This window comes from Paracoccus actinidiae, from assembly GCF_030863885.1.
In the GTDB taxonomy this organism is placed as follows: Bacteria; Pseudomonadota; Alphaproteobacteria; order Rhodobacterales; family Rhodobacteraceae; genus Paracoccus; species Paracoccus everestensis.
In genome coordinates, this window is sequence record NZ_CP132956.1 from 3858119 (window position 1) to 3882459 (window position 24341).

Here is a 24341-nt window from a genome sequence, read left to right on the forward strand (position 1 = left end):
CGAACGCTTTCTATACGGGAGGAAGGATATGGCCGGGGGCACCGATCCCTCAGCCACAGCACTCGATGTATAATCCCTCTCGGCGTAAGCTCCCGAGAAACCACAGGCGGCCTACAGACAGTTGCTTGACCGCCTTATTTCGTCTTCCGCTTCGCGGGTTTTTTCTTCTTCGGCTTTGCAGCACTCCCCAGGCCGATCGCGCGCATCGCCTCCTTGGCGGCAGCACTCTGCTGTCGGCGCATCTCGGCTGTCACTAAGCCGCGGCCTACGCCGAGCGCACGGTTTGCGTTGCTCAACCACATGCTCATGAAAGGGTTCTTCATCCGGCTTCTCCTGTCGCCTGCGGCGGTGTCTCTTCCGGAGTTGGGACCCTGTTAGCTGAACCGCAAGGCTCGGAGCGAAGATCGGCCGGGTGGGCAAGCAAAGCCGCGTCGCCCAGTCCCTGTAAGGATCGAATTCGTCTCCTCCGGCCATGCTCAACCCGAACGGTAGCTCTCTGCGCCGTACCTATTCCTTTGTACAATTACTCGCGGCAAGCGCAGTCTGATGTTCTACGTTCCTGCCTTCTGCTGCAGCCAAACTCACAGTTCTCGCTGTTCAGCCTTACTTACGTAACTGCTTGTAAATTCAGTCTTACACCCAGGTATGACGAACGGAAATCTTACCCTGCAAATGAATCGACCACGATCAACAATGAGTACGAGAACTGAACGCGCCCGGAACCTGTGCGAAAGATCAGCTTTCACAGGCCCAGGCCCCAGTTTAGTTATGCGTGTACATAATTAGTGACTTGGACGTTTTCCCATGAGCCAGAACCAGCAGCAAGCCGACCTTCGGCCGTTTGTCTCAGCGAAAGACCTGACGATGATCCTTTCAGCCATTGGGGCATATTCTCACAACATTGAATATCGCAACCTGCGGGATCGGCTGCAGCATCAGGCCGTGTCGTCGGGTGTTATCAGGACCTGCTAAAACTGACCATCCAGAACCGGCGCTTGAACCATCAGCGCCACGCAGCATAACCTCAACCCACAGAGCCAAAGCCCTCCAGACCAACATCAGGCCGCCTGTTCCAAATCATTCGACGACGGACATAGCGAAGGGGCCAGCGTTAGGCCTTTACGACCGGTGCCAGCACGATGGTCGCAAGCGGCGGAAGCGTCAGGGACAGCGATGCCTGCCGCCCATGCCAAGGGACATCCTCGGTCTGAAGCACGCCCCGATTGCCCACATCCGACCCGCCATAGGCGGCATCATCGGTGTTGAGGATTTCGCTCCACGCCCCGGCCAAGGGGACGCCGATGCGGTAATCGTGATGAACCTGCGGGGTCAGGTTGCATAGGACCACCACCGGAGGGGCGCCGTTGTCCGATTTCCGCAGGAAAACTAGGACACTTTGCTCTGCGTCGCTGGCGTCGATCCATTCGAATCCTTCGGGTTCGCAATCCAGCCGGTGCAGTGCGGGCTGGTCGCGGTAAAGGTGGTTCAGGTCGCGGACCAGTTTCTGCATTCCGCCATGCAGCGGATCGTCCAGCAGGTGCCAATCCAGCGACTGGTCGTGGTTCCATTCGCGGTCCTGGGCGAATTCCCCGCCCATGAACAACAGCTTCTTGCCCGGATGGGTCCACATGAAGCCGAAATAGGCGCGCAGGTTCGCGAATTTCTGCCATCTGTCCCCGGCCATCTGGCGGATCAGGGATCCCTTGCCGTGGACCACCTCGTCATGGCTCAGCGGCAGGACGAAATCCTCGGACCAGGCATAGACCATCCCGAAGGTCAGGTCGTTCTGGTGGTGGCGGCGATGGATCGGATCGCGCCGGAAATAGCCCAGCGTGTCATGCATCCAGCCCATGTTCCACTTGAACGCAAAGCCCAGGCCGCCGTCCTTGACCGGTCGACTGACCTTGGGAAAGGCGGTCGATTCCTCGGCAATGGTGATGGCGCCGGGATAATCCGCGCAAACCCGTTCATTCACGCCGCGCAGGAAGTCGATGGCTTCCAGATTCTCGTTCCCGCCAAACTGGTTGGGGATCCACTGGCCCGCCTCGCGCGAGTAATCCAGATACAACATCGAGGCCACCGCATCCACGCGCAGGGCGTCGATGTGGAACCTGTCCAGCCAGTAAAGCGCACTGGCTTGCAGGAAGTTCGCGACCTCTTGTCTGCCGAAATTGTAGATCAGCGTGTTCCAGTCCTGGTGGAAGCCTTGGCGGGGGTCGGCATGTTCGTAAAGCGCGGTGCCGTCGAACCGGCCAAGTCCATGCGCGTCGGACGGGAAATGCGCGGGAACCCAGTCGATGATGACGCCGACATCCGCCGCGTGCAGGCGGTCCACCAGCCGCGCGAAAGCCTCGGCCGAGCCATGGCGGCTTGTTGGGGCAAACAGGCCGATCGGCTGATAACCCCAGGAGCCGGTAAAGGGATGTTCCGACACCGGCAGGAATTCCACATGGGTAAAGCCCATGTCGGTGACATAGGGGACCAGCAGGTCGGCGATGGCATCATAATCCAGGATCTCGTTCTCGCCGCCGCGTCGCCATGAGCCAAGATGGACCTCATAGATCGAGATCGGGGCCTTGCGGTCCTGCCGTTCCGCCCGCTGGGCCATCCATCCGGTATCTTGCCAGGCATAATCGGGCAGCCCGCTGATGATCGAGGCCGTGCCGGGCGACTGTTCATGCGAAAAGCCTACGGGATCGGCCTTCAGCGGCATCGGCTCGCCATGGGCGCTGATGATCTCGTATTTGTACAGCTCGCCCACCGACAGGCCGGGGACGAACAGTTCCCAGATGCCCGGTCCCTGGCGCCTGCGCATCGGGTGGCGCCGGCCGTCCCAGGCGTTGAAGTTACCCACGACGCTGACCCGCCGCGCATTGGGGGCCCAGACGGCGAAGGCCACGCCATCGACGCAGTCATGGGTGATCGGATGGGCACCCAACTTTTCGTAGAGCCGGCGATGGCGGCCCTCGGCCAGCAGGTATTCGTCCATCTCGCCCAGCACAAGGCCGAAGCGATAGGGATCCTCGGCCAGCCAGGTCCGGTCGCCGGATGTGATTTCCAACTGGTAATGACGGCCATCGACAGGCCCGGCAAAGAAGCCCTCGGGATGGACGCGATCCAGCGGTATCCGCTTGTCGCCGGCAATCGCCGCGACCTCGGAGGCCTGGGGGGCGAAGACCCGCACCTCGCCATCATGTGGGCCGAGGACGGCGAAAGGGTTGGAATGGCTTCCACGAAGGATCGCCGCGATGTCACTTGCCAAGGCTGTTGTCATTGTCCGCTTTGTCCCAGAAGTTCAATGATGCCCCTCAGCGGAATGCCGATCCAAGCGGGCCGGTTGCTCAGTTCATAGCCTGTTTCGTAGATAGCCTTGTGCAGCAGGAAGAAGTCCAGCAGCGTTTGCCAAGCTGCCTCATCGTCGGGCAGGCTGGCTGCGCCTTTCGAATGGCCGCGATAGGCTTCCAGGAAATCGCGCATCGTGGATTGCCGCCAATGCTCGATCCGGTCCAGGCCGCGTTCGGCCCCGCCAAAGCTGTCCCGCTGGCGCGAGGCGACCGTCATCGCGGCATAGTCGAAGGACCGCAGCATCCCCGCCACGTCGCGCAGGGGCAAGGATTTCTGCCGCCGCTCGGCCAGGCTGCGGGCGGGTTCGCCTTCGAAGTCGATGATCGCCACGTCGTTCTGGGCCAGCAGCACTTGCCCCAGGTGGAAATCGCCGTGGATGCGCGACAGCTTGAAGCTGGGCGCAATATCCGCGACCGCGCGCAAGCGCGACAGCAGTTCGTCGCGCCGTTCCAGCAGCGATTGCGCCAAGGGCGCGGCCTCGTCAGGCAGTCGTGTCTGGTCCAGACGGTCCAGCAAGGCCTGCGCCTCGGCTTCCGCATCGGAGGCCCATTGTCCAAGCTGGTCGGCAGTCACATCCTCGGTCGCGAAATCCGGGTCGTCGGTATCGGTCGCCAAAGCCTTGTGCAGTTCCGCTGTCCGCTGCCCCAGAAGCGCCCCGACGCTGAGCGGGAAGTCATAGCCGACGGTTTCCAGCCGCGCCTCGCCGGTCGAGGCCCATGTCTCGTGCTCGTGCAGTTCCAGGCCCAAGGCGTCGACGATGCCGGACCAAGCATCGCCCCGGTTCGGCACAAAGGCAAAGGCCGCCGCCAGCGTGGTCGAGCCATGCAGGACTTGGCCCAGATAGCGCGGCGTGTGCTGATAGCCCGCGACTTCCGTCAGGAACTTCGCAACTTCGACATCGGGCTGCTCGCCTTCGCGGATGCGGCGATACAGTTTCAGGATGATCTTGTCGCTGAAGGCGATGGACAGGTTCGACTGTTCCGCGCCAAGCTGCCGGGGATCGCCCGGATCCTCGATCCCGCACAGAGCGTCCGTGCCTTCAAAGCGCAGGTTGCCATCCGTGCGGCCTTCCTTCAGCCCATCCAGCAGCAGTTGCGGCAGGCGTTCGTCATAGGCGCCGTCGATCAGCGCACCGACCCGTGCCGTATGGCGGATTTTGGCCAGGGTATAGGACAGTTTCGGCGCACCGGGACGCAGGTTTTCGTCCCCCCAGCGGGCCGAGATGGGCAGAAGATAACCCTGTTCCTCGTCGCCCACGGATACTGTGACGGCGACCAGTTCATGTTCCCCGTTGTCCAGGTCGCCAAGGGGGGTCATGCGCACGGCGTCGATGCCCTTGTCCTTGCTTGCGAACCAGCGTTGCAGGGGCAGCCATTGCGGCAGCACGTCGTTGCGGAACTGCGCCCCCTCGCGCCCGCCGATGGCGGTCGCCACCCGCCCGTCGCGCGTGGTCAGGGTCATGAACTCGGGCAGGATGTCGGGCAGGGATTCATGCCAGGATGGGGTTTCTTCCTCGGCGCTCAGCGCGAACCAGTAGAAGCCATAGGCGGGCAGCGTCAGCATATAGGGCAGATCGCCCACCGGCGGGAAAGCCGACCGGCCCGTCAGCTCGATCGGAACGGTGCCGCGATGGCGAGACAGATCCAGTTCCACCGCCTGCGCGCTGTCGGCCAGGTTCGCCACGCACAGATAGGCCCGCCCCTCGTGTTCGCGCAGATAGGCCAGAACCTTGCGGTTGCGCGGATACAGCAGGATCATCTCGCCCCGCCCAAAGGCCGGGTGCTGGCGGCGCACGGTGATCATGCGGCGCATCCAGTTCAGCAGCGACGACGGATCGTCTGCCTGCGCCTCGACATTGATGACCTGGTGACCATAAACCGCGTCGATGATCGCGGGCAGGTAAAGCTGCTGGGGCTTGGCGCGGGAAAAGCCCGCGTTGCGGTCGCCCGACCATTGCATCGGCGTCCTGACCCCGTCCCGGTCGCCCAGGTAGTAGTTGTCGCCCATGCCGATCTCGTCGCCATAATAGATGATCGGCGTGCCGGGCATGGATAGCAGCATCGAGTTCATCAGCTGGATCTTGCGCCGGTCGTTCTGCATCAGGGGCGCCAGGCGGCGGCGGATCCCCAGGTTGATCCGCGCCCGCGTGTCGGCCGCATAGGTCTGCCACAGATAGTCGCGTTCCTCGGAGGTGACCATTTCCAGCGTCAACTCGTCATGGTTGCGCAGGAAGATGCCCCATTGGCAGGCCTCGGGGATCTCGGGGGTCTGGCGGATGATGTCGGTGATGGGATGCCGGTCGGCCTGTGCCAAGGCCATGTACATCCGCGGCATCAGGGGAAAATGGAAGCCCATGTGGCATTCGTCGCCCTCGCCGAAATAAGGGCGGGTATCCTCGGGCCACTGGTTCGCTTCGGCCAGCAGCATCCGGTCGGGGAAATGCTGGTCAAGATCGGCGCGGATGGCCTTCAGCACGTCATGGGTTTCGGGCAGGTTCTCGTTGTTGGTGCCGTCGCGTTCGACCAGATAGGGGATCGCATCCAGCCGCAGCCCGTCCACGCCCATGTCCAGCCACATCCGCATGACCTTCAGCACTTCCTCCAGCACCTTGGGATTGTCGAAGTTCAGATCCGGCTGGTGGGAATAGAAGCGGTGCCAGTAATATGCCCCCGCCACCGGATCCCAGGTCCAGTTCGACTTTTCCGTGTCCAGGAAGATGATCCGCGTTTCGGGCCATTTCTCGTCCGTGTCCGACCACACGTACCAGTCGCGCGCCGCCGATCCGGGCTTGGCACGCCGCGCCCGCTGGAACCAGGGATGCTGGTCCGAGGTGTGGTTGATGACCAGTTCCGTGATGACGCGGATTCCGCGCCGGTGCGCCTCTTTCACGAAGGCCTTGAAGTCCTTCATCGATCCGTATGACGGATTGATCGAGCGATAGTCCGCGATGTCATAGCCGTCGTCGCGCAGCGGGGACGGATAGAAGGGCAAAAGCCAGATCGCCGTGACGCCCAGTTCCTGCACGTAATCCAGCCGCTGCATCAGGCCGGCGAAATCGCCGATCCCGTCGCCGTTGGAATCCATGAAGGCCTTGATGTGCAACTGATAAATGACGGCGTCTTTGTACCAGTCCGCCTGGCTGCGGTCGATCCCGTCGGTGCGGACGGCGAAGTTGGCGTCGGATGGGGTCGTGGCAACATTCATCAGCGGGGAACTCCAGGCGCGAAAAGCTGCCAGATGGCATAGGGCCGGCTGTGCGGCTCAAGCTCCAGCCACTGGTTCTTGCCGTGCCAGGTGAAGCTGTTGCCGTGGATCAGGTCGCGCACCTCGACGGATGCCTCGTCGGGCAGGCCCCATTCCCACAAGGGCACCTCGAATTCGAAGGTCTGGGTGTTGTGGGGGTCTAGGTTGACGTGGATCAGCACGAAGTCGTCGCCCGTCTGCTTGCCGTATGACAGCACCTTGTCGCTGGACGCCTTGTAGAAGGTGACATTGGTAAAGTCCTGCAACGCCGGGTGGGTTTGCCGCAGCCGGTTCATCAGGCGGATGTCGTCCTGGATGTTGCCGGGCTGGTTCATGTCCCAGGCGCGGATCTCGTATTTCTCGGAATTGAGATATTCTTCCTTGCCCGGCACGGCTGCCGCCTCGCAGATCTCGAAGCCGTTATAGACGCCGTAATTGCCGCCAAGGGTCGCGGCCAGCACCAGACGGGTGCGGAAGCCGGGCCGGCCGCTGGACTGCAGGAAGCGCGGGTTGATGTCGGGCGTGTTCACGAAGAAATTGGGCCGCATGTACTCGCGGCATTCTTCCTGCGTCAGTTCGGTCAGGTAATCGATGATCTCCTGCTTTTCGTTGCGCCAGGTGAAATAGGAATAGGACTGCGAATAGCCCACCTTCGCCAGCCGCTTCATCACCTTGGGCCGGGTAAAGGCCTCGGCCAGGAAGATGACGCCGGGATCCTTGGCGCGCACCTCCTCGATCAGCCATTCCCAGAAGGGAAAGGGTTTGGTGTGGGGGTTGTCCACACGGAAGATGCGCACGCCCTGGTCCACCCAGAACAGCACGACGTCGCGCAGCGCATACCACAAGTCGGGCAGCGCGCCGCGATAGAAATGGACGTTGACGATGTCCTCGTATTTCTTGGGCGGGTTCTCGGCGAACTTGATGGTCCCGTCAGGGCGCCAGTCGAACCATTCGGGATGTTCCCGGATCCAGGGATGGTCGGGCGAACACTGGATGGCGAAATCCAAGGCGATTTCAAGCCCATGTTCTTCGGCCGCCGCGATCAGGCGGCGGAAATCGTCAAAGCTGCCCAGTTCGGGGTGGATGGCGTCGTGCCCGCCCGCCTCGCTGCCGATGGCATAGGGGCTGCCGGGCTCGCCTTCCTGCGCGGTCAGGCTGTTGTTGCGGCCCTTGCGGTTCGTCTTGCCGATGGGGTGGATCGGCGGAAAATACAGCACGTCGAAGCCTAGGTCGCGGACATAGGGCAGCCGCGCGATCACGTCGTCAAAGGTGCCGTGGCGGTTCACGTCGCCCGATTGGGACCGGGGCATGATCTCGTACCATGCACTGAAGGCGGCCGCCTTGCGGTCCACGAACAGGGTCAGGGTCTTGTATTCGGTCAGGTTGGTGCGCGGACCGGACGCCTGCATCAGCGCGACCACGGCAGGATCGCCCATGCGCGCAAAACGGGCTGCCTGGATGGCCGCATCCTCGCTGCCGGCTTCGGCGTGGGCGGCATCGGCGGCCAGAAGTCCGACAAGGGCGGCCCGCCCTTCCGCCGAAGCGCGCCCATCCTCCAGCGCGGCTTGCAGCAACCTGCGCCCTTCTTCCAGCTCAAGCGCGATCCTTTGCCCGGCTGCCAGCTTCTTGGTGACTTCCTTGTGCCAGGTCGCGAAAAGATCGCGCCAGGCAAGGAGGGTGCATTCGTAATAGTCGTTTTCGGGAAAGACGACCGACGTGGTCCAGCGGTCGTTTTCGACCAACGTCAGGGCGGATTCCTGGGCCTCCTGGGATGCTTCCCCATGGCCTGCGCGGCGCCAGGAAAGCACTGCCGAAAGGGAATCGTGCCCGTCCGAAAAGATGTCGGCCTGGATCGCGGTCGGCTGACCCGCCACGGCCTTGGCCGGAAAGCGGCCACCGTCGATTTCGATCGAGACCCCTTCGATCACGATGCGCTGCGCGGCAAGCGCGCGCAACCGGGCATCGGATCCTGTTCCAGTGCTTGCAGCGTCCTGCGCTGTCGTGACCTTTGGTTCGTCGCCTAGCATCGTTTCTTCCCTGACCGCTACGTGGCAAGACAACAAGGCTTGGCGGCGAAGGTTCCTGTTCAGGGTCGGTCCAAGGCCCATGCAGTTATCACCTGCCCGAATTTTGGCTCGGATTCAGATCGTATCTGTCCGGGGACGGTGCCGCTTGTTCCAGCCCAGCAAGGAACAAGCCTTGCTCAAGGTCCGCTGACCATCACCCTGAAATGCGATGTCCCTATGAAATAAAGTCGCAGGAGCAAGAGTGATATGTGCAACTCCCTCGCCAAAATGCTCCCGGCGAGGAAATGACGTGTGCCACACCCTTTAGCCCATGACGCCGCGCTCGACATCTTCTTCACAGGATGCCCGCACCATACGGCCCTGCAACCGCTAGGGACCGTCAGCCGTCATGGCGTTGCCTCAGCGGCGGTCCTCTCCATCCGGATGGACTGGCGACAGAATGGCTTCTTCCGCCTCGTCGAGACCACCCGAGATCCCGCTCTCGCCAGCCTCGACAATCCGCCCATCGGCTGCACTCTCGTCCCCTGACGCAAGTTCAACAGGAAGCTCCAAAAGGCCGTCGTCCTCGTATCCCCCGGACAACGCATCGCCCCCTGTGGCGCTGTCGCGTTGAAGATCATCCTCGGCCTGCGCCCAATGCTCTGCCTCACGGCCTTCGGGGCGTCCTTCCGCTTCCCAAATCTGATGCGCGCGCTGGCGAATTCGTTCGGTGTCGTCCATCTGATCCTCCAAGCCCATGCTGCCAAACCCCAGGTGCGGCGAAATGTTCCCGCTGCACCGACGCGGCTTGCCTTATCTGGAATGAAGATAGTCGGCATCCGTGGCCGTGCAAGAAACCCTTCGAATCTTCAGCGTTCCCTGGCTGTGGTTACACACACGCGCGCCACCTCGTCGATCGATCTACATGGCCGCCTCGAACATCGCCCGGGTGTTCCGGGTTGTCATGGGTATGGGGTTCCCCCCGCAGGAGGGGTCTTCCAATGCCATGGCGGCCAATTCATCCAGGCGGTCGGCCTCGACCCCCATCGCAGCCAGGCCCTTGGGAATTTTCAGTTCGGAACACAGCGCCACGATCCGGCTGCGGAAGCCGTCAAAGCCGCCGGGGATGCCCAGATAGGCGGCAGCGGCGGCGATGCGATCCTCGATGGCAGGGCGGTTGAAGTCCAGGACGGCGGGCATCACCACCGCATTGGTGGTGCCGTGATGGGTGCCATAGACGGCGCCGACCGGGTGGGACAGCGAATGGATCGCGCCAAGGCCCTTCTGGAACGCCACTGCGCCCATCAGCGCCGCGCTCATCATATGGGCGCGCGCGGTCAGGTTGCCAGGATCGCGGTAAACGACCGGCAGGTTCTCGAAGACCAGGCGCATCCCTTCAAGCGCGATCCCCTGGCTCATCGGATGGTAGTGGGGCGAAGAATAGGCTTCCAGGCAATGGGCCAAGGCGTCCATGCCAGTGCCTGCAGTGACAAAGGCGGGCATCCCTACGGTCAGTTCAGGATCGCAGATCGTGACCGTCGGCATCAGCCGGGGGTGAAAGATGATCTTTTTGCGATGGGTTTCCGAATTGGTCAGCACACCCGCGCGCCCGACCTCGCTGCCTGTTCCCGCCGTGGTCGGCACGGCGACGATGGGGGCGATGGCATCAGCATCGGCGCGGGTGAACCAGTCGTCCACATCCTCCAGATCCCAGACCGACAGATCAGACCGCTGCCCGGCCATCAGGGCGACCATCTTGCCCAGATCCAGCGCCGATCCGCCGCCAAAGCAGATCACCCCGTCATGCCCGCCCGCCCGGTATGCCGCGATGCCCGCCGCCATGTTCGCCTCGGTCGGGTTGGGGTCCACGTCGGAAAAGACCGCACGGCCCAGCCCTGCGCGATCCAGAACGTCCAGGGCGCCGGCGGTGATGGGCAGCGCGGCCAATGCCCTGTCGGTGACCAGCAGCGGGCGCGACAGGCCCGCGGCCCTGGCATGGTCGGCCAGTTCCGAAATCCGGCCCGCGCCGAACTTGATGGCGGTCGGATAGGACCAGTTGCGGTTGGGGACATCAAAGGTCATGTCACGCCCTTTTCAGGTGATAGGATTTTGGACGGGTCACGGACAGGTAACCCAGATAGGACAGGCTGCCGCCGCGCCCCGTGTCCTTGCACCCGGTCCAGCACAGCGCCGGGTCAAGATAATCGGCACGGTTCATGAAAACGGTGCCGGTCTGGATCCGCGCGCCGATTGCGGCGGCGGCATCGTCGTCGCGCGTCCAGATGCTGGCGGTCAGGCCATAGGGGCTGTCGTTCATCAGGCGGACCGCCTCGTCGTCGTCTGACACGCGCATGATGCCCACGACCGGGCCGAAGCTTTCCTCGACCATCACGCGCATGGAATGATCGACATCCACCAGCACCTGCGGGGCAAGATAGGCTGCGCCGTCGTCCTGCGGAAAGGCGGACGGATCGATCAGCGGACGCGCACCCTGGCCCACCGCCTCGGCCACCTGGTCGCGAACGGTTTGGGCAAAGCGGACATGGGCCATCGGCCCCAGCGTCGTGGCAGAGTCCAGCGGGTCGCCCAACTTCAGCGTGTTCGTCCAAGCGACTGCCTTTTCGACAAAGGCGTCATACAGGCTGTCATGGACATAAATCCGCTCGATCCCGCAGCAGCATTGGCCGGAATTGAACATCGCGCCGTCCATCAGCCCCTCGACCGCTGCGTCCAGATCGGCATCGGCGCGGACATAGCCCGGATCCTTGCCGCCCAGTTCCAGGCCCAAGGGCACAAAGGTGCCCGCCGCGGCGCGTTCGATGGCGCGGCCCCCCGCGACCGATCCCGTGAAGTTCACGAAATCGAAGGTCCGCGCGGCGATCAGACTTTCCGTCGTCGCGTGATCCAGAACGACATTCTGGAACACATCTTCGGGCACGCCACCCGCATGGAAGGCCTGGGCCAGCCGTTCGCCCGCCAGCAGGGTCTGGCTGGCGTGCTTCAGCACCACCGCATTGCCCGCGATCAGCGCAGGTACGATGGTGTTGATCGCCGTCAGGTAGGGATAGTTCCAGGGCGCGATCACGAAGACCACTCCCAGCGGCTCGCGCGCGATCTGGCGGCGGAAGCCGGTGCTGTCCTCGATGACCCTGGGCGCCAGCGTCTCGGCGGCGATATCCGCCATGTAATCCGTGCGGGCGTTCACACCGCCCATCTCCCCGGCGCCGAAGCGGATGGGGCGGCCCATCTGTTGCGCCAGTTCCGTGGCGATGTCGTCCTTCATCGCGGTCAGCGCGGCCACGCCCGCCTTGACCAGGGCGATCCGGTCGTCCAGCGGGCGGGCGGCCCATTCCGCCTGAGCCGCGCGCGCGCGGGCCACGGCGGCCTGGGCTGCATCGCGGTCCAGCGGCTTCCGCCGGATCAGCACCGATCCGTTGATGGGGGAAATCAGGTTGATGTCTTTCATGGTCGGTCCTGTCAGGCGCGTTCCAGCAATCGGCGCAGGTCGTGGTCGGTGACGACGCGGTCGGTCTCGGCGATCTCCCACTCGGCGGCGTGGTGATAATGATCGACCACATCGCCGCCAAAGGCCCGCCTGTAAAGGTCCGAAGTCTTCAGCCGTTCGGCGGCCTCTCGCAGGGTCTTGGGAACCTCGGGCACGTTTTCCGCCCGATACAGGTCGCCGCGGATTTCCGGTTCCAGTTCCAGCTTGCGTTCGATCCCGTCCAAGCCCGCGGCCAGCAGCGCGGCGCAGGCCAGATAGGGGTTGGCGTCGGCACCGGGGATGCGGCATTCGACCCGCACGCCCTTGGTCCCTTCGCCGCAGACTCGGAAACCCGCCGTGCGGTTGTCGCAGGACCACACGGCCTTTGTCGGCGCGAACAGCCCGGTGCAGAACCGCTTGTAGCTGTTCACATAGGGCGCCAGAAAGACCATCATCTGGTCGGCCCCGGCAAGCTGACCCGCCAGGAAATGCTTCATCGTGGCCGACATGCCGTGGTCGTCGTCGGGGTCATGGAAGGCGGGCTTGTCACCAGCCCACAGCGATTGATGCACATGGGCCGCCGATCCCGCCTTGGCGGTGTCGTATTTCGCCATGAAGGTCACGGACTTGCCGCGCGACCAGGCGATTTCCTTGACTCCCTGCTTGATGATCGTGTGGTTGTCCGCCGTATCGAGCGCGTCGGAATAGCGATAGTTCACCTCGATCTGGCCCGCGTCGGCCTCTCCCTTGGTGCATTCGATGAGGATGCCCGCGCCGTAAAGCTGGTTGCGGACCGCGCGCATCACGTCTTCCTCTCGGGTGGTCTGGAAGATGTGGTAATCCTCGTTATAGCCGGACGATGGCACCAACCCAGTGACGCCGCCGCGCAGGCTTTCATAGCTGTTGTCGAACAGATAGAATTCCAGTTCCGTCGCCATCAACGCGTCAAACCCCATCTCGCGGGCACGGGCAATCTGGCGCTTCAGGATCGCGCGGGGGGACACCGCGACCTCGTCATGCGTGTGGTGGTCCAGCAGGTCGCACATGACCATGGCGGTGCCCGGCAGCCATGGCAGGCGGCGCAGCGTGGACAGGTCCGGTCGCATGACGTAATCGCCATAGCCCTGCTCCCAACCCGCGCTGCGATAGCCCGGCACGGTGTTCATCTCCATGTCGAGCGCCAGCAGATAGTTGCAGCAATGGGTTTCCGTGTGGCCGCCGTCCAGGAAAAAGCCGGCGTGGAACCGCTTGCCCATCAGGCGGCCCTGCATGTCGGGAAAAACCACCAGGACGGTGTCGATTTCTCCGGCGTCAAAGGCTGTCCTCAGGCTGTCGAGTGTCAGGTTTGCAGGCATGATCGTCCAATCCCAGGGATCATGCCGCCGGGCGGTCGTGCCCGGCGGCAGCGGCGTCAGGTATAGCGATAGGGCCGGCCCGCCTTGGCCATGACGTCGTTGTATCGCTTGAAGATTTCCACGACGCGGGCCTTGACCTCGGATTCGGCGGCGATCTCGTCCCAGAAGGCGCGGGCGCGTTCCTCGACGGTGGCCCATTCCTCGTCAGGGATCGAGGTCAGTTGCAGCTTGGGGCCGTTCACGCGCAGATCGGCCTCGCCGCCCCAATACCACCACTGGCGATAGTAATGGGACTGCTCGAAGCAGACCTCCATCAGCATCTTCAGCTTGTCCGGCACCTCGGCCCAGCGGTCGGCATTGGCGAAGAAATGCCCGATCCAGGCGCCCGAGATGTTGTTCGTGAGGAAATACTGCGTCACGTCGGCCCAGCCGACCGTGTAATCCTCGGTGATGCCGGACCAGGCGATGCCGTCCAGTTCCCCGGTCTGCAGGGCGACCTGGATATCCTCCCACGGAAGCTGCATGGGCACCACGCCGAACTGCGCCAGGAACCGGCCAGCGGTCGGGAAGGTGAAGACCCGCTTGCCTTCCAGGTCGGCCAAGCTGTTGATCGGATCCTTTGTGGCGAAATGGCACGGATCCCAGGCCCCGGCCGAGATGTGCTTGACGCCCACGGCCGCGTATTCCTGGTCCCAGATTTCCTTCAGGCCGTATTGGTTGAACAGCACCGGCACATCCAAGCTGTAGCGGCTGGCAAAGGGGAAGTATCCGCCAAAGACCGTCACCTCGGTGGGCGACTGCATGGAATCGTCGTCGGACTGCACCGCGTCGATGGTGCCGCTCTGCATGGCGCGGAACAGTTCCGACGTGGGCACAAGCTGGTCGGCGTAATACAGCTCGATCTGCATCTGGCCTTCGGCGATGGCGTTGAAGCGGTCGATGGCGGGCTTGACCACGTGTTCGCCCAAGGCGGCGCCCGCATAGGTCTGCATCCGCCAGCGGATCGGCGCGCCCTGCGCATGGACGGCGGGCGCGGCCAGGGTGGCGGCCCCTGCGGCCAGGGGCGCGGTCATCAGAAACTTGCGTCGTGTCGTCATCTGAACCTCTGATATATTGGGAAAAGGGGCGGTTCGCCGCCCTCTTGTCATTGTCCGTAAACCTGCGCAGGCAGCCACAAGGCGATCTGCGGGAAGGCCATGATGATCGCCAGCGTCAGGATCATGATGCCGACAATGGGCACGATGGACCGATAGATGTCGCCCAGCGACACATGGTCGGGGGCAAGCGCCCGCATCAGGAACAGGTTATAGCCGAAGGGCGGCGTGATATAGGCGATCTGGCAGGTGATCGTGTAAAGGATGCCGTACCAGATCAGGTCGAATTCCAGGGCGCGTACCAAGGGGATATACAGCGGCGCGACGATCACCAGCATGGCCGTGTCGTCCAGGAACATCCCCATGATCAGGAAGGACACCTGCATCAGGATGATGACCTGCCAGCGGGTCAGGCCCAGATCCTCCAGAAAGAAGGACTCGATGGCGCGCACCGCGCCAAGCCCGTCGAAGACGGCGCCAAAGGCAAGGGCGGCCAGCAGGATCCACATGAACATGCAGGTCACGTTCAGCGTCCCGCGCATGCATACTTCCCAGACGGTGCGGGTCCAGCGACCCTTGATGACCGCCACCAGCGAGGCGATGACCGCCCCCACGACCGAGGATTCGACCAGGCTGACATAGCCCGCCACGAAGGGCCCCATCATCGCCCCGAAGATCACCAGCGGCATGATCCCCGCGCGCAGCAGCCGCAGCCTTTCGCCCCAGGTGATGGCCGCCCGTTCCTCGGCCGACAGGCGGGGCGCAAGGCGTGGGTTCAGCCCGCAGCGGATCAGTACATAGACGATGAACAGCCCCGCCATCAGCAGGCCGGGAAAGACTCCCGCCAGCCACAGATGCCCCACTGGCTGGCGCGCGATCATGGCGTAAAGCACCAGCACGATGGACGGCGGCACCAGGATGCCCAAGGATGATCCGCCCTGGATGATGCCCGTCACCATCACCTTGTCATAACCCCGCCGCAGCATTTCCGGCAGGGCGATGGTTGCGCCGATCGCAAGGCCCGCGACCGACAGCCCGTTCATGGCCGACACCAGCACCATCAGCAGGATGGTGCCCACCGCCAGTCCGCCCGGCACCGGGCCGAACCAGACATGGAACATCCGGTACAGGTCGTCCGCCATGCGGGTTTCCGACATGACATAGCCCATCCAGACGAACATCGGCAGGGTCAGCATCGGAAACCAGTTCATCAGCTTGATCGCACTGGTGAAGGCCAGGTCATACCCGCCCCGGTCACCCCACAACGCGATCGCCGCGATGACGGCGACAAAGCCGATCCCCGCAAAGACCCGCTGCCCCGTCATCAGCAAGGCCAGCATCCCCAGGAACATCGAGATCGCGATCAACTCATATGACATCAGACGCGCGCCTCGGGGATGGGGGTGCCGCGCAGGGTGGCGATGTCTCGGATCAGGAACACGACCGATTGCAGCAGCATCAGCAAGGTGCCAAGGCAGATCACGATCTTGATCGGCGCCATATAGGGCCGCCAGACGGTGCGCGACCGCTCTCCCACCTCGAAGGCATAGATCGTGCTTTCGATGCCGCCCCACAGGATTACGCCCAGGAACACGATCAGCGCGAGGATCGTCACACTGTCCACCGCCGCGCGGGTGCGGATCGACCAGCGGGAATACAGCAGGTCCATCCGCACATGGGCGCCCCCCATCAGCGAATAGGCTCCCCCCAGCACGACATAGGCAATCATGGTGAACTGCGCCATTTCCTGGGTCCACAGCGCGGGCCGGAAGAGGGCCTTGGCGATGATCGACCAGGCCAGCACGCCCGCCAGCACGAACAGCAGATAGATCGCGATGCGTCCGACCCGCCGGTTGATCGCCTCGACGATGCGCACAAAGCCGAGCGCCAGGGTCGGCATCAGCACCACCCTTTGGGCAACAGGACGTCGGGCGCGAAAACGCACTGAAATGGCGGCAAGGCCACGATTCTTCTCCCTGTTTTTGGTTCAGCGTCCTCCCGGTCCTTGCGTTCTGTCAAGAATTTTTCTTTTCGTTTTCTTTTGGTAGGATCTTTCCAGAACCCGGAGGCGCCATGACCATCGAACAGCGGATGCGCGCCAGCCTTGCGTCGCTGACCCGTGCCGAACGACAGGCCGCGACCCATATCCTGTCGCATTTTCCCATGTCGGCCCTGGGATCCATCACCATGCTGGCAAGCGCGGCCGAGGTGTCGGCTCCCACCATCGTGCGTCTGGTGCAAAAGCTGGGCTTCAAGGGTTATGCCGAATACCAGTCCGCCCTGCGGGCCGAGGTCGGACGGCTGCTGGCCGCGCCCCTGGCCCTGCCGGACCACGAATCGCGGCGCCATCCGATGCAGTCCTTTGCGGCGCAGACCATCACGAACATCCAGGCAACGCTGGATCAGATCGCAACGCAGGAATTCGATGCGGCGGCTGCGCTTCTGGCCGATCCCGCCCGCCATGTCGCCATCATGGGGGGGCGGCTGACTCATGCCCATGCCGATTACATGGCAACGCTCCTGCGCGTGATCCGACCGGGTGTCACCTATGTCTCGGACCATCTGACCGACTGGCAGCAGGCGTTGCTGGACCTGCGGGCGGACGACGTGGTGGTGATCTTCGACATCCGGCGATACGAGGCGAACGCCGTTCACATGGCAGAACTGGCGGCCCGCCAAGGAGCCAGGATCGTGCTGATCACCGACCACTGGCTGTCGCCTGCCGCCGGCCACGCCCATCACACTTTGCCCTGCCGCATCGATATGCCGGCGGCGTGGGATTCAACGGTAACCATTCTGATGCTGGTCGAGGCCCTGCTGGGCCGGGTCCAGGGCCATTGCGCCGATCAGATGCAGGACCGCCTGAACCGGCTGGAAGATGTTTTTGCAAAGACCCGCATCTTCCGGGCGCCGAAACTGGGGCGCTGAGGCATCGCCCCGGGCTTGGTGATGCCAATGACACGACATGGTCCGGTCGACAGATCCAGCACGTCGCAGGCCACCTGGTGGATTGTGATTTAGTTTGTCTGAACAGGTTCCGGGCGTTTTCTAGGTGGTTTTCCGCCTTGGTTATGCCGCTACCGCTTTGGGCATCGGCTGGTTGAAGTAGACCTGATCGGGAGTTTTCCCGTCAAGCGCTGAAAATCCTCGCGCCCTCCCTGCTGCCGCAGAAAGGGAAAAGGTGGACGACTTTTACGCCGCCCGCAGCAGCTCCATGCCGCCGCTTCCGTGGACTAGTTTCTCACCGCCGTTCTCACAGGCGAATGCTCCAAAGCCGAATACTCCGAGCCGGAGCCAGGTTCCCAGGCCAAGCCAGAAAAGACTCCGGCTCGGAAACAAGCAGACAAACGTGGCATTAGACCAGGATATTCTCGACAGACTTGCACGATCGCGCTTTCGGAGCCGCTTCCGCCTCTCAGCAGCGGAACGATCCTATGCCGACGGCAAAGGCCACAGCACCATTCTCAGCCACACAAAAGACTTTGTGGCCCTGAGACTCGCGCCCGCCCATCCAAAAAATGACGGTAAACAGACTCCGATGCGGGGTCACCCTGCCTTTGTGGCCCAACATGCGACCGCAACCTGCTGCCGTAGCTGTTTGCAGAAGTGGCATGGCGTCGACCGCGGCCGCCAGATGATTGAGGCGGAGCAGGAGGAGGTGGTCTCGCTGATCATGACGTGGATCGACCGCCAGATGAGGTCAGGTGCCGCCGGCTAACACTGTAGCATTGGGTAAGCCTTCCATGCGTTGGCTTACCCAATTTCTTAATACAGCCAGTCAGGGACCAGCATGCTGATCTGAGGAATGTAGGACACGCAAAGCAGAGCAATGGTCATCAGCAGCATTGTGGGGATCACAGCCCGGAAAACCTGTCCCAGGCTCATCTTAGCAATGCCCATTGCCACAAACAAATTAAGTCCCACGGGCGGTGTCAACATGCCGATGGACAGGTTCACCAGCATAATGATCCCGAAGTGAACCGGGTGAATACCGAGTTCCTGGGCGATCGGCATCATCAACGGCGCCAGAATGATGATCGCAGAGGCACTGTCCAGGAAGCACCCCGCAACCAGCAGGATAAGGTTGAACGCGGCGACCACTAAAATGGGATTTTCCGTGCTGGACAGGACGTATCCGGCAAGATCAGTGGGCGTTCCCGTGCTGGCCAGCAGCCACGAGAAGACTGAGGCACCTGCTGTGATCAGCAGCAGCGGACCAGAGATGAGACCAGTGTTGCGCAGCACGATCAGCGTCTCGCGCAATGAGATGCTGCGGTAAACCAAAGCCCCGACAAACCAGCCATAGAGACAGGCGGCAGCCGCAGACTCGGTTGGGGTAAAGACGCCCGAGTAAATCCCGCCCAACAGGATTACGGGGAGTCCAAGCCCCCAGGCAGCCTGCTTCATTGCCGTCGCGATGCTGCCAAAGGTCGGCATTGCATCCCGAGGATATCCCTTCCAGGCTGAAAATACCGTCGCATACAGGATCAGCAGTGTTCCGATAAGCAGTGCCGGAAGGATGCCGGCTGCGAATAGAGCCCCAACTGAAGTGCCGGTGACTGAGCCGTAGATGATCAGCGCGATCGACGGCGGGACGATCGGTCCCAAGGTGCCAGACGTCGCGATCAGGCCGATCGCGAAATACTTATCATAACCTGCCTTCACCATTGCCGGATAGAGGATCGAGCCGATGGCAATGACGGTCGCCGGGCTTGAACCAGAGATCGATCCGAACATCAGGCAGGCCACCACCGTTGCGGCAGCAAGCCCCCCCGGCAGCCAGCCGATGAGGGCCCTTGCCAGGTTGATGAGCCGGTCTGACAGCCCGCCGATCCGCATCAGTTCGGCAGCAAGAATGAAGAACGGGATGGACATGAGCGAGAAGTTGTTCATGCCCGAGAACATCCGCATCGGAACGAGCAGCGGGTCCATTCCGCCTACGAAGTAGAAGATTGCCGCCACCGACAGTGCCAGCGAGGCAAAGATGGGCAGGCCAAAAATCAGCAGGCCGAAGAATACGGGAATAAGAGCGCCAACCATGGTCTGTCCTTCAGCTTGTCTTGATGTCGACGTCTGGCGCCTGATAGCCCTGCCCCAGGATCAGGTCGCGCAGGACCAGCAGGTAGCGAAGAGCCATGAAGGTGCCGGCAGCCGGGATGACCGCATAGATATAGCCCACCGGTATCTGCATAGCTGGCGACAGCTGACCCATGCGAGAGGTGTTCATGACCAGCCTGGATCCATACCAGACCAGCACGACAGCGAAGATCAGACCGAGGCAAGCTGCCCCGATCTGAAGAACCCTAGCCGTGCGTGGGCTTGCGATGGCATAGATTGCATCGACGCTAATATGCGAGGCATAGCGCACGCCCATCCCCATGGTCAGAAAACTCATGGAGATGAGCGAGTAGAGGATCAACTCCTCCGACCAATAGAGCGAATTGTTGAACATATAGCGCGCGATCACCTGAATGATCGCGACCAGGGTCGCGATCAGCACGAGGGACGTGACCAGGATGTTCTCGATCCAGTCGACGACGCGGTTCAGCCAGAGGATCATGTCACTGCTCCTTGCTGGAGGTCATTCACCTGCGGCCACGGCGATGGCCTTGTCCATGAGCTCAGGCGTCACGAGAGACCTAAACTCTTCGTAGATGGGCTGCGAAGCTTCGACGAAGGCTTCGCGTCCCTCAGGAGACAGTTCTTGGATCTCGATCTGGTCCGCAATTCCCTCAAGAGTCTTACCCTCGTATTCGGCGGTGAACTGTCGGGCAGCATCGCGGCCAACGATCATCGCGGCTTCGACCACCTGCTTGAGGTCATCGGGAAGACCGTCCCAGGCCTGCTTGTTCATGACTGCGGCATAAGTGTGATAGGCGTGGCCCGTAAGTGTCATGTAGTCCTGCACTTCGTAGAACTTCATGGATCCGATATTGGCCAGAGGGTTTTCCTGCCCCTCGACCACACCCTGCTGCAGGCCGTTGTAGACCTCGGTGTAAGCCATCGCTGTAGGGTTGGCGCCATAAGCCCTATAAGTGGCCAGGATGGCGGGTGCCTGCAGGGTCCGCATCTTGATCCCCTTCAGGTCATCCGGGCCATTGATCGGTCGGATATTGTTGGTCATGTGGCGAAAGCCCGCTCCCCACATGGCGATGCCGTGGAGGTTGTTCGGCTCCAGGGTCGCCAGCAGCTCAGTGCCCACTTCGCCGTCCAGAACACGCTGCATCGCTGCGTCGTCCTTCATGAGGAACGGCAGGTCGAAGAGATACATTTGTTGGTTGAAGTTGGCGAGGTTCCCGGTGGGCGGGATCGAGATATGGACGAGCCCCATCTGGGTTTGCTCGATGATCTCGACGTCGCCCCCGAGTTGGGCGGCGGGACGGATGTTGATCTCGATGCGCCCGCCAGAGTTTTTCTCGACCTCTTCCTTGAACACGACAGCCGCTCGCGCGTTCGGCGTGTCCTCGGTCAGAACATGGGCAAAGGTGAATTCGAAATCTGCGGCCGCGGCCATGCTTCCAAAGGCCGTGCCGAGGGCAAGGGTCAGGCACGTGCTAAGCTTGCGGTAGAACATCGTATACTCCTGTTGATTGTTTATGGTGATTTAAGGCTGGTCAAAGTGGCGGCGGACCCAGCAGATCTGGTCCCGCACCCAACACCGTCTCAATCCCCAGGCTGGCGGCCAGAAGCCGCTCCTCGTGGTGGGGTGGAGCAATGATCTGCAGGCCCGTCGGGATGCCGTTTCCGTCTAGCCCCGTAGGCAGCGTGGTTGCACACCAACCCAGGAGGTTCACGATTGCCGTGTTGCGAAGGGCCAGCATGTTCGCGGTGCGATAGGCATCCGGGTCTTCGAGATCTGCCAGCAATGGCGCTGAGATTGCAATTGTTGGTGTAACCAGAAGGTCCACCGTTGCGAAAGCCTCTTGGGCCAGTAGACCATATCGTTCAAGGCCGGCGCGCCGCTGCAGATACTCCGAAGCTGTGACGTCGTCAGCTGCCACGACGCGCGCCATGACGGCTGGATCCAAACGTGCAATCCGATCCGGGAAGTTTCCGTCCAGGAAGGCGCGCAGTTCAGGCGCTGCCAGTCCACCGCGCCGGAAGATATCGAGCACATCATCCGCGTGACGAAGGTGAGCCCTCGACACCTTCGCTCCTGCTCGTTCCAGCGCCGCGAGAGCGGCCTCGGTATTGGCTGCGACAGCGGGATCGGTCTCATCCCACACGACGTTCTCTACCACGCCCAGGCGCAGCCCACCGACATCCTGTTTTGGGATGCGATCGCCACCGTCAATGGCAGTAAACAAAAAGGAGAGATCGGCAATACTGCGGGCCAGGATGCCAGGTGTATCGAATGAAGGAGACAGCGGCACAATGCCTTCTTGAGACCATCTGCCGTGCGTGACCTTCAGAGCCGTTTGTCCCGTAAACGAGGCAGGGATTCGGACCGACCCAGCTGTGTCCGTGCCAAGAGCGGCCAGAGCACTCCCCTGCGCCAGAGAAACGCCTGCTCCGGAACTTGAACCGCCTGGCACCCGGGGAGCGGCAGGTGACGACCAGGGGTTCAATGGTGTGCCGCAGTGCGGATTGGTGCCAAGGCCGCCGAAGGCAAACTCGACGGTATGGCTTTTGCCCATTACAATCGCCACTTGAGACAACAGCCGGGTTACAACAGGACCTGCATGCTGCCAATCTTCAGGAAAGGCTGTGTCTGTTCCGGCATAGACCGGCAGGCCCGGAACTCCATAAAGATCCTTCACGGAAACCGGGATACCCATCAGTGGCCCAAGGTCCACGCCGGCTCTTAGCAGTTCGTCTACAGCCTTCGCCTGAACAAGGGCTCGATGCCCGGCCCAACTGCGGTATGCGTTCAAACGGCCCTCAGTTTCCTCATAGCGAGCTATCGCGTCTAAGATGAGGTCGATCGCCCCACGGCATCCAGTGCGGAGCTCAGCTGCAAGATCTTCAAGCGAGGACATCGGCACGTCGGATCCATCTTCGGTAGTTGAAGTCGCGTTATCCTGCTGCGGATCGTGTCCTCAATCTACTCCTTCATTCCGCTGCATTTGCAGCGATGAACAGGGTCGCGCAACTGCAGGATAAACTTAAAAACCTGATCTATAATGATAAATTATACGTCCTTGCCGCCTGTTCGCTACTGTTGCCGTTTAGGAAAAGCTGTGTTGCCGGTTCGGTTCTCGCCGAATGAAGGGATGTGACTATCCTCTCCGGCGCAGTGTGCCAGCCAAGGAGATCAAACATGCCGCATGAGACAGAGAGCCGATTGAATGCCATGGGGATCATCTTGCCGCGGCGCCCAAAGGCGATAGGCAATTACCTCCCCGGTGTCGTGGTTGGAAACATCCTCTACACGTCGGGGACACTGGGCACAAAGCCGGACGAGCACGACAATGATGTCCTTCCCTATGTTGGCAAGGTCGGGTCCGACCTGTCGATCGAGGAGGGCTATCAATCCGCCAGACTCATGGCGATCAACCACCTTGCCATGATGAAGGCGGTGCTTGGTGATCTCGACCGCGTGAAGCGGATCGTGAAAATGATCGGCTATGTCACATGCGCCCCCGACTTCACCGAGCCTCACCTGGTGCTGAATGGCGCCTCTGATCTCTTTGTGGAGTTGTGGGGTGAGGAACGCGGCAAGCATGCGCGCGCAGCCCTAACCCAGCATACACTGGGATTGAACGCGCCTGTCGAAGCCGACATCACCATCGAAATTTATACCTGACCGGCGCGAAGCTCTGCCAAGAGCTTGGCGTCCGACGCCTCCCCTTGTGCAAATACCGGCAGGATTGACTCGATGAAGGCAGCGCATGCCGGGGAACGGTGTTGGCCAATGCGTCCCACCGCATAGATGAAGCGGTGCTCGAAATCTCTGCAGGAGAGGTTGAGGGGGAGAAGCTGGCCGCTGGTCACTTCTCCCATTACGGCCTGGAGCGGCAGGTAAATGATCGCGTTGTTGCGGATGGCGTGGCGGATCAGGAAGTGAAATTGGTCCGCAACAATGATCGGCTTGGGGCACTTCCGGATTTTGCCGAATGCGCGATTAAGCAGATAATGGATGCCAAATGTTTCATCCGGCAGGACGCAAGGCAGATCCACGATATCCTCCAAAATCAACGGCCGGCCGTCCGTAAGTGGATGCGAAGGCGGGGCAAGCGCCAGAAGCGGTTGACGCCATTTGCCGATCGTCTCGATCGCCGGATGGGTGAAGTGATCATACACGAAACCGATCTCAGACAGCCGCTGCTCAACGGCCTCCAGCACACGTTCCCGCCCGCGGATACGCACGCGGAAATAAATGCCGGGATACTGGGAGCGGAAATTGGTAATATGGGCCGAGAGGAACGGGTCGGTAATTCCTTCGACGGTCGAAAGAGACAGGGTTCCGGTCTTCAGACTGCGCAGGTCAGCAATTTCATCCTTGGCGCGCTCGATCTGGCCAAGGATTGAGGCCAAATGCTCGGCAAGTATTTTTCCTGCCGCAGTCAGAGTGACTCCTTCAGCGCGGCGTTCCAGAAGCTGCTCTTGCAGTTCATGTTCCAACTTGACGATCTGACGGCTGATGGCCGAGGGCGAGACGTGTAGTCGCTCAGCCGCCAATCTGATGGATTTGAAGCGGGCGACGTGCAGGAAGTATTTTCCAGCGGTCAGGTTCATCGTTGGGCAGTTCCCTTGCTGGATCGTCAAGGTTCTATCCCAAAGGCCTGTGTCAAACGCCATCAAAATAGAGGAAGAGCGCGCCAAGGGAGTGTCCCGGCAGCGATGGCATGTTCCCAGAATAACCTGGGCAGTG

20 protein-coding genes are annotated in these 24341 nt (G+C 61.8%); 4 read left to right on the top strand and 16 right to left on the bottom strand.

Annotated elements, in window-relative coordinates:
• Positions 1-134 precede the first annotated feature (134 nt).
• Positions 135-323, bottom strand: coding sequence for a hypothetical protein (locus Q5701_RS19150; RefSeq protein WP_306752551.1), 189 nt, complete (start codon positions 321-323; stop codon positions 135-137).
• A gap of 481 nt (positions 324-804) precedes the next feature.
• On the opposite strand from Q5701_RS19150, the gene Q5701_RS19155 reads away from it, so the two are divergent.
• On the top strand, positions 805-972 hold the full coding sequence (locus Q5701_RS19155) for a hypothetical protein (protein ID WP_306752552.1): 168 nt from the start codon (positions 805-807) through the stop codon (positions 970-972).
• 139 nt (positions 973-1111) lie between these two features.
• On the opposite strand, the gene glgB is transcribed toward Q5701_RS19155, so the two are convergent.
• From glgB to Q5701_RS19205, 10 genes are all read right to left on the bottom strand, one after another.
• Entirely contained in the window at positions 1112-3274 is a 2163-nt protein-coding gene (gene glgB, locus Q5701_RS19160; protein ID WP_306752553.1) for a 1,4-alpha-glucan branching protein GlgB, read from the bottom strand.
• The gene (gene treS / locus Q5701_RS19165; RefSeq protein WP_306752554.1) at positions 3271-6549 is read right to left on the bottom strand and encodes a maltose alpha-D-glucosyltransferase; all 3279 of its coding nucleotides are present in this window, start codon (positions 6547-6549) and stop codon (positions 3271-3273) included. Before treS ends, glgB begins: the two co-directional genes overlap by 4 nt.
• Complete coding sequence (locus Q5701_RS19170; RefSeq protein ID WP_306752555.1) at positions 6549-8615, bottom strand: alpha-1,4-glucan--maltose-1-phosphate maltosyltransferase; 2067 nt, start codon at positions 8613-8615, stop codon at positions 6549-6551. The genes treS and Q5701_RS19170 overlap by 1 nt, the downstream gene beginning before the upstream one ends.
• Before the next feature lie 399 nt (positions 8616-9014).
• A complete protein-coding gene (locus tag Q5701_RS19175) occupies positions 9015-9335 on the bottom strand; it encodes a DUF2934 domain-containing protein (protein ID WP_306752556.1) in 321 nt (106 codons plus the stop codon).
• A gap of 180 nt (positions 9336-9515) precedes the next feature.
• Entirely contained in the window at positions 9516-10676 is a 1161-nt protein-coding gene (locus tag Q5701_RS19180; RefSeq protein WP_306752557.1) for an iron-containing alcohol dehydrogenase, read from the bottom strand.
• Position 10677: 1 nt separating this feature from the next.
• Positions 10678-12060: an aldehyde dehydrogenase family protein gene (locus Q5701_RS19185; RefSeq protein ID WP_306752558.1), complete on the bottom strand. Its 1383-nt coding sequence runs from the start codon at positions 12058-12060 to the stop codon at positions 10678-10680.
• 11 nt (positions 12061-12071) lie between these two features.
• Positions 12072-13433, bottom strand: a complete 1362-nt coding sequence (locus Q5701_RS19190) for a glutamine synthetase family protein (RefSeq protein WP_306752559.1) — start codon at positions 13431-13433, stop codon at positions 12072-12074.
• Positions 13434-13489: 56 nt separating this feature from the next.
• A complete protein-coding gene (locus Q5701_RS19195) occupies positions 13490-14530 on the bottom strand; it encodes a TRAP transporter substrate-binding protein (RefSeq protein WP_306752560.1) in 1041 nt (346 codons plus the stop codon).
• A 47-nt stretch (positions 14531-14577) separates the two neighbouring features.
• Positions 14578-15906 carry a TRAP transporter large permease gene (locus Q5701_RS19200; protein WP_306752561.1) on the bottom strand — a complete coding sequence of 443 codons (1329 nt, stop codon included), beginning with the start codon at positions 15904-15906 and terminating at the stop codon, positions 14578-14580.
• Complete coding sequence (locus tag Q5701_RS19205; RefSeq protein ID WP_306755446.1) at positions 15906-16427, bottom strand: TRAP transporter small permease subunit; 522 nt, start codon at positions 16425-16427, stop codon at positions 15906-15908. Before Q5701_RS19205 ends, Q5701_RS19200 begins: the two co-directional genes overlap by 1 nt.
• Positions 16428-16600: 173 nt before the next feature.
• Between Q5701_RS19205 and Q5701_RS19210 the strand changes: the two genes are divergently transcribed.
• A complete protein-coding gene (locus Q5701_RS19210; RefSeq protein ID WP_306752562.1) occupies positions 16601-17455 on the top strand; it encodes a MurR/RpiR family transcriptional regulator in 855 nt (284 codons plus the stop codon).
• A gap of 253 nt (positions 17456-17708) precedes the next feature.
• On the top strand, positions 17709-18245 hold the full coding sequence (locus Q5701_RS19215) for a DUF4186 domain-containing protein (protein ID WP_306752563.1): 537 nt from the start codon (positions 17709-17711) through the stop codon (positions 18243-18245).
• A gap of 47 nt (positions 18246-18292) precedes the next feature.
• On the opposite strand, the gene Q5701_RS19220 is transcribed toward Q5701_RS19215, so the two are convergent.
• From Q5701_RS19220 to Q5701_RS19235, 4 genes are read right to left on the bottom strand one after another with little or no spacing between them, the layout of a single operon-like run.
• Positions 18293-19567: a TRAP transporter large permease gene (locus tag Q5701_RS19220; RefSeq protein WP_306752564.1), complete on the bottom strand. Its 1275-nt coding sequence runs from the start codon at positions 19565-19567 to the stop codon at positions 18293-18295.
• A gap of 10 nt (positions 19568-19577) precedes the next feature.
• On the bottom strand, positions 19578-20087 hold the full coding sequence (locus Q5701_RS19225) for a TRAP transporter small permease (protein WP_306752565.1): 510 nt from the start codon (positions 20085-20087) through the stop codon (positions 19578-19580).
• 21 nt (positions 20088-20108) lie between these two features.
• The gene (locus Q5701_RS19230; RefSeq protein ID WP_306752566.1) at positions 20109-21101 is read right to left on the bottom strand and encodes a DctP family TRAP transporter solute-binding subunit; all 993 of its coding nucleotides are present in this window, start codon (positions 21099-21101) and stop codon (positions 20109-20111) included.
• A gap of 40 nt (positions 21102-21141) precedes the next feature.
• The gene (locus Q5701_RS19235) at positions 21142-22506 is read right to left on the bottom strand and encodes an amidase (protein WP_306752567.1); all 1365 of its coding nucleotides are present in this window, start codon (positions 22504-22506) and stop codon (positions 21142-21144) included.
• A 281-nt stretch (positions 22507-22787) separates the two neighbouring features.
• Between Q5701_RS19235 and Q5701_RS19240 the strand changes: the two genes are divergently transcribed.
• Positions 22788-23273: a RidA family protein gene (locus tag Q5701_RS19240; RefSeq protein ID WP_306752568.1), complete on the top strand. Its 486-nt coding sequence runs from the start codon at positions 22788-22790 to the stop codon at positions 23271-23273.
• Here the strand turns inward: Q5701_RS19240 and Q5701_RS19245 are convergent.
• On the bottom strand, positions 23264-24205 hold the full coding sequence (locus Q5701_RS19245) for a LysR family transcriptional regulator (RefSeq protein ID WP_306752570.1): 942 nt from the start codon (positions 24203-24205) through the stop codon (positions 23264-23266). The two genes, Q5701_RS19240 and Q5701_RS19245, sit on opposite strands and share 10 nt — an antisense overlap.
• Positions 24206-24341 lie beyond the last annotated feature (136 nt).

Bases quoted from the DNA above. Each gene is read 5' to 3' on its own strand.
- Q5701_RS19150 (WP_306752551.1), bottom strand. From the start codon at position 323: ATGAAGAACCCTTTCATGAGCATGTGGTTGAGCAACGCAAACCGTGCG.
- Q5701_RS19155 (WP_306752552.1), top strand. From the start codon at position 805: ATGAGCCAGAACCAGCAGCAAGCCGACCTTCGGCCGTTTGTCTCAGCG.
- glgB (WP_306752553.1), bottom strand. From the start codon at position 3,274: ATGACAACAGCCTTGGCAAGTGACATCGCGGCGATCCTTCGTGGAAGC.
- treS (WP_306752554.1), bottom strand. From the start codon at position 6,549: ATGAATGTTGCCACGACCCCATCCGACGCCAACTTCGCCGTCCGCACC.
- Q5701_RS19170 (WP_306752555.1), bottom strand. From the start codon at position 8,615: ATGCTAGGCGACGAACCAAAGGTCACGACAGCGCAGGACGCTGCAAGC.
- Q5701_RS19175 (WP_306752556.1), bottom strand. From the start codon at position 9,335: ATGGACGACACCGAACGAATTCGCCAGCGCGCGCATCAGATTTGGGAA.
- Q5701_RS19180 (WP_306752557.1), bottom strand. From the start codon at position 10,676: ATGACCTTTGATGTCCCCAACCGCAACTGGTCCTATCCGACCGCCATC.
- Q5701_RS19185 (WP_306752558.1), bottom strand. From the start codon at position 12,060: ATGAAAGACATCAACCTGATTTCCCCCATCAACGGATCGGTGCTGATC.
- Q5701_RS19190 (WP_306752559.1), bottom strand. From the start codon at position 13,433: ATGCCTGCAAACCTGACACTCGACAGCCTGAGGACAGCCTTTGACGCC.
- Q5701_RS19195 (WP_306752560.1), bottom strand. From the start codon at position 14,530: ATGACGACACGACGCAAGTTTCTGATGACCGCGCCCCTGGCCGCAGGG.
- Q5701_RS19200 (WP_306752561.1), bottom strand. From the start codon at position 15,906: ATGTCATATGAGTTGATCGCGATCTCGATGTTCCTGGGGATGCTGGCC.
- Q5701_RS19205 (WP_306755446.1), bottom strand. From the start codon at position 16,427: ATGCCGACCCTGGCGCTCGGCTTTGTGCGCATCGTCGAGGCGATCAAC.
- Q5701_RS19210 (WP_306752562.1), top strand. From the start codon at position 16,601: ATGACCATCGAACAGCGGATGCGCGCCAGCCTTGCGTCGCTGACCCGT.
- Q5701_RS19220 (WP_306752564.1), bottom strand. From the start codon at position 19,567: ATGGTTGGCGCTCTTATTCCCGTATTCTTCGGCCTGCTGATTTTTGGC.
- Q5701_RS19225 (WP_306752565.1), bottom strand. From the start codon at position 20,087: ATGATCCTCTGGCTGAACCGCGTCGTCGACTGGATCGAGAACATCCTG.
- Q5701_RS19230 (WP_306752566.1), bottom strand. From the start codon at position 21,101: ATGTTCTACCGCAAGCTTAGCACGTGCCTGACCCTTGCCCTCGGCACG.
- Q5701_RS19235 (WP_306752567.1), bottom strand. From the start codon at position 22,506: ATGTCCTCGCTTGAAGATCTTGCAGCTGAGCTCCGCACTGGATGCCGT.
- Q5701_RS19240 (WP_306752568.1), top strand. From the start codon at position 22,788: ATGCCGCATGAGACAGAGAGCCGATTGAATGCCATGGGGATCATCTTG.
- Q5701_RS19245 (WP_306752570.1), bottom strand. From the start codon at position 24,205: ATGAACCTGACCGCTGGAAAATACTTCCTGCACGTCGCCCGCTTCAAA.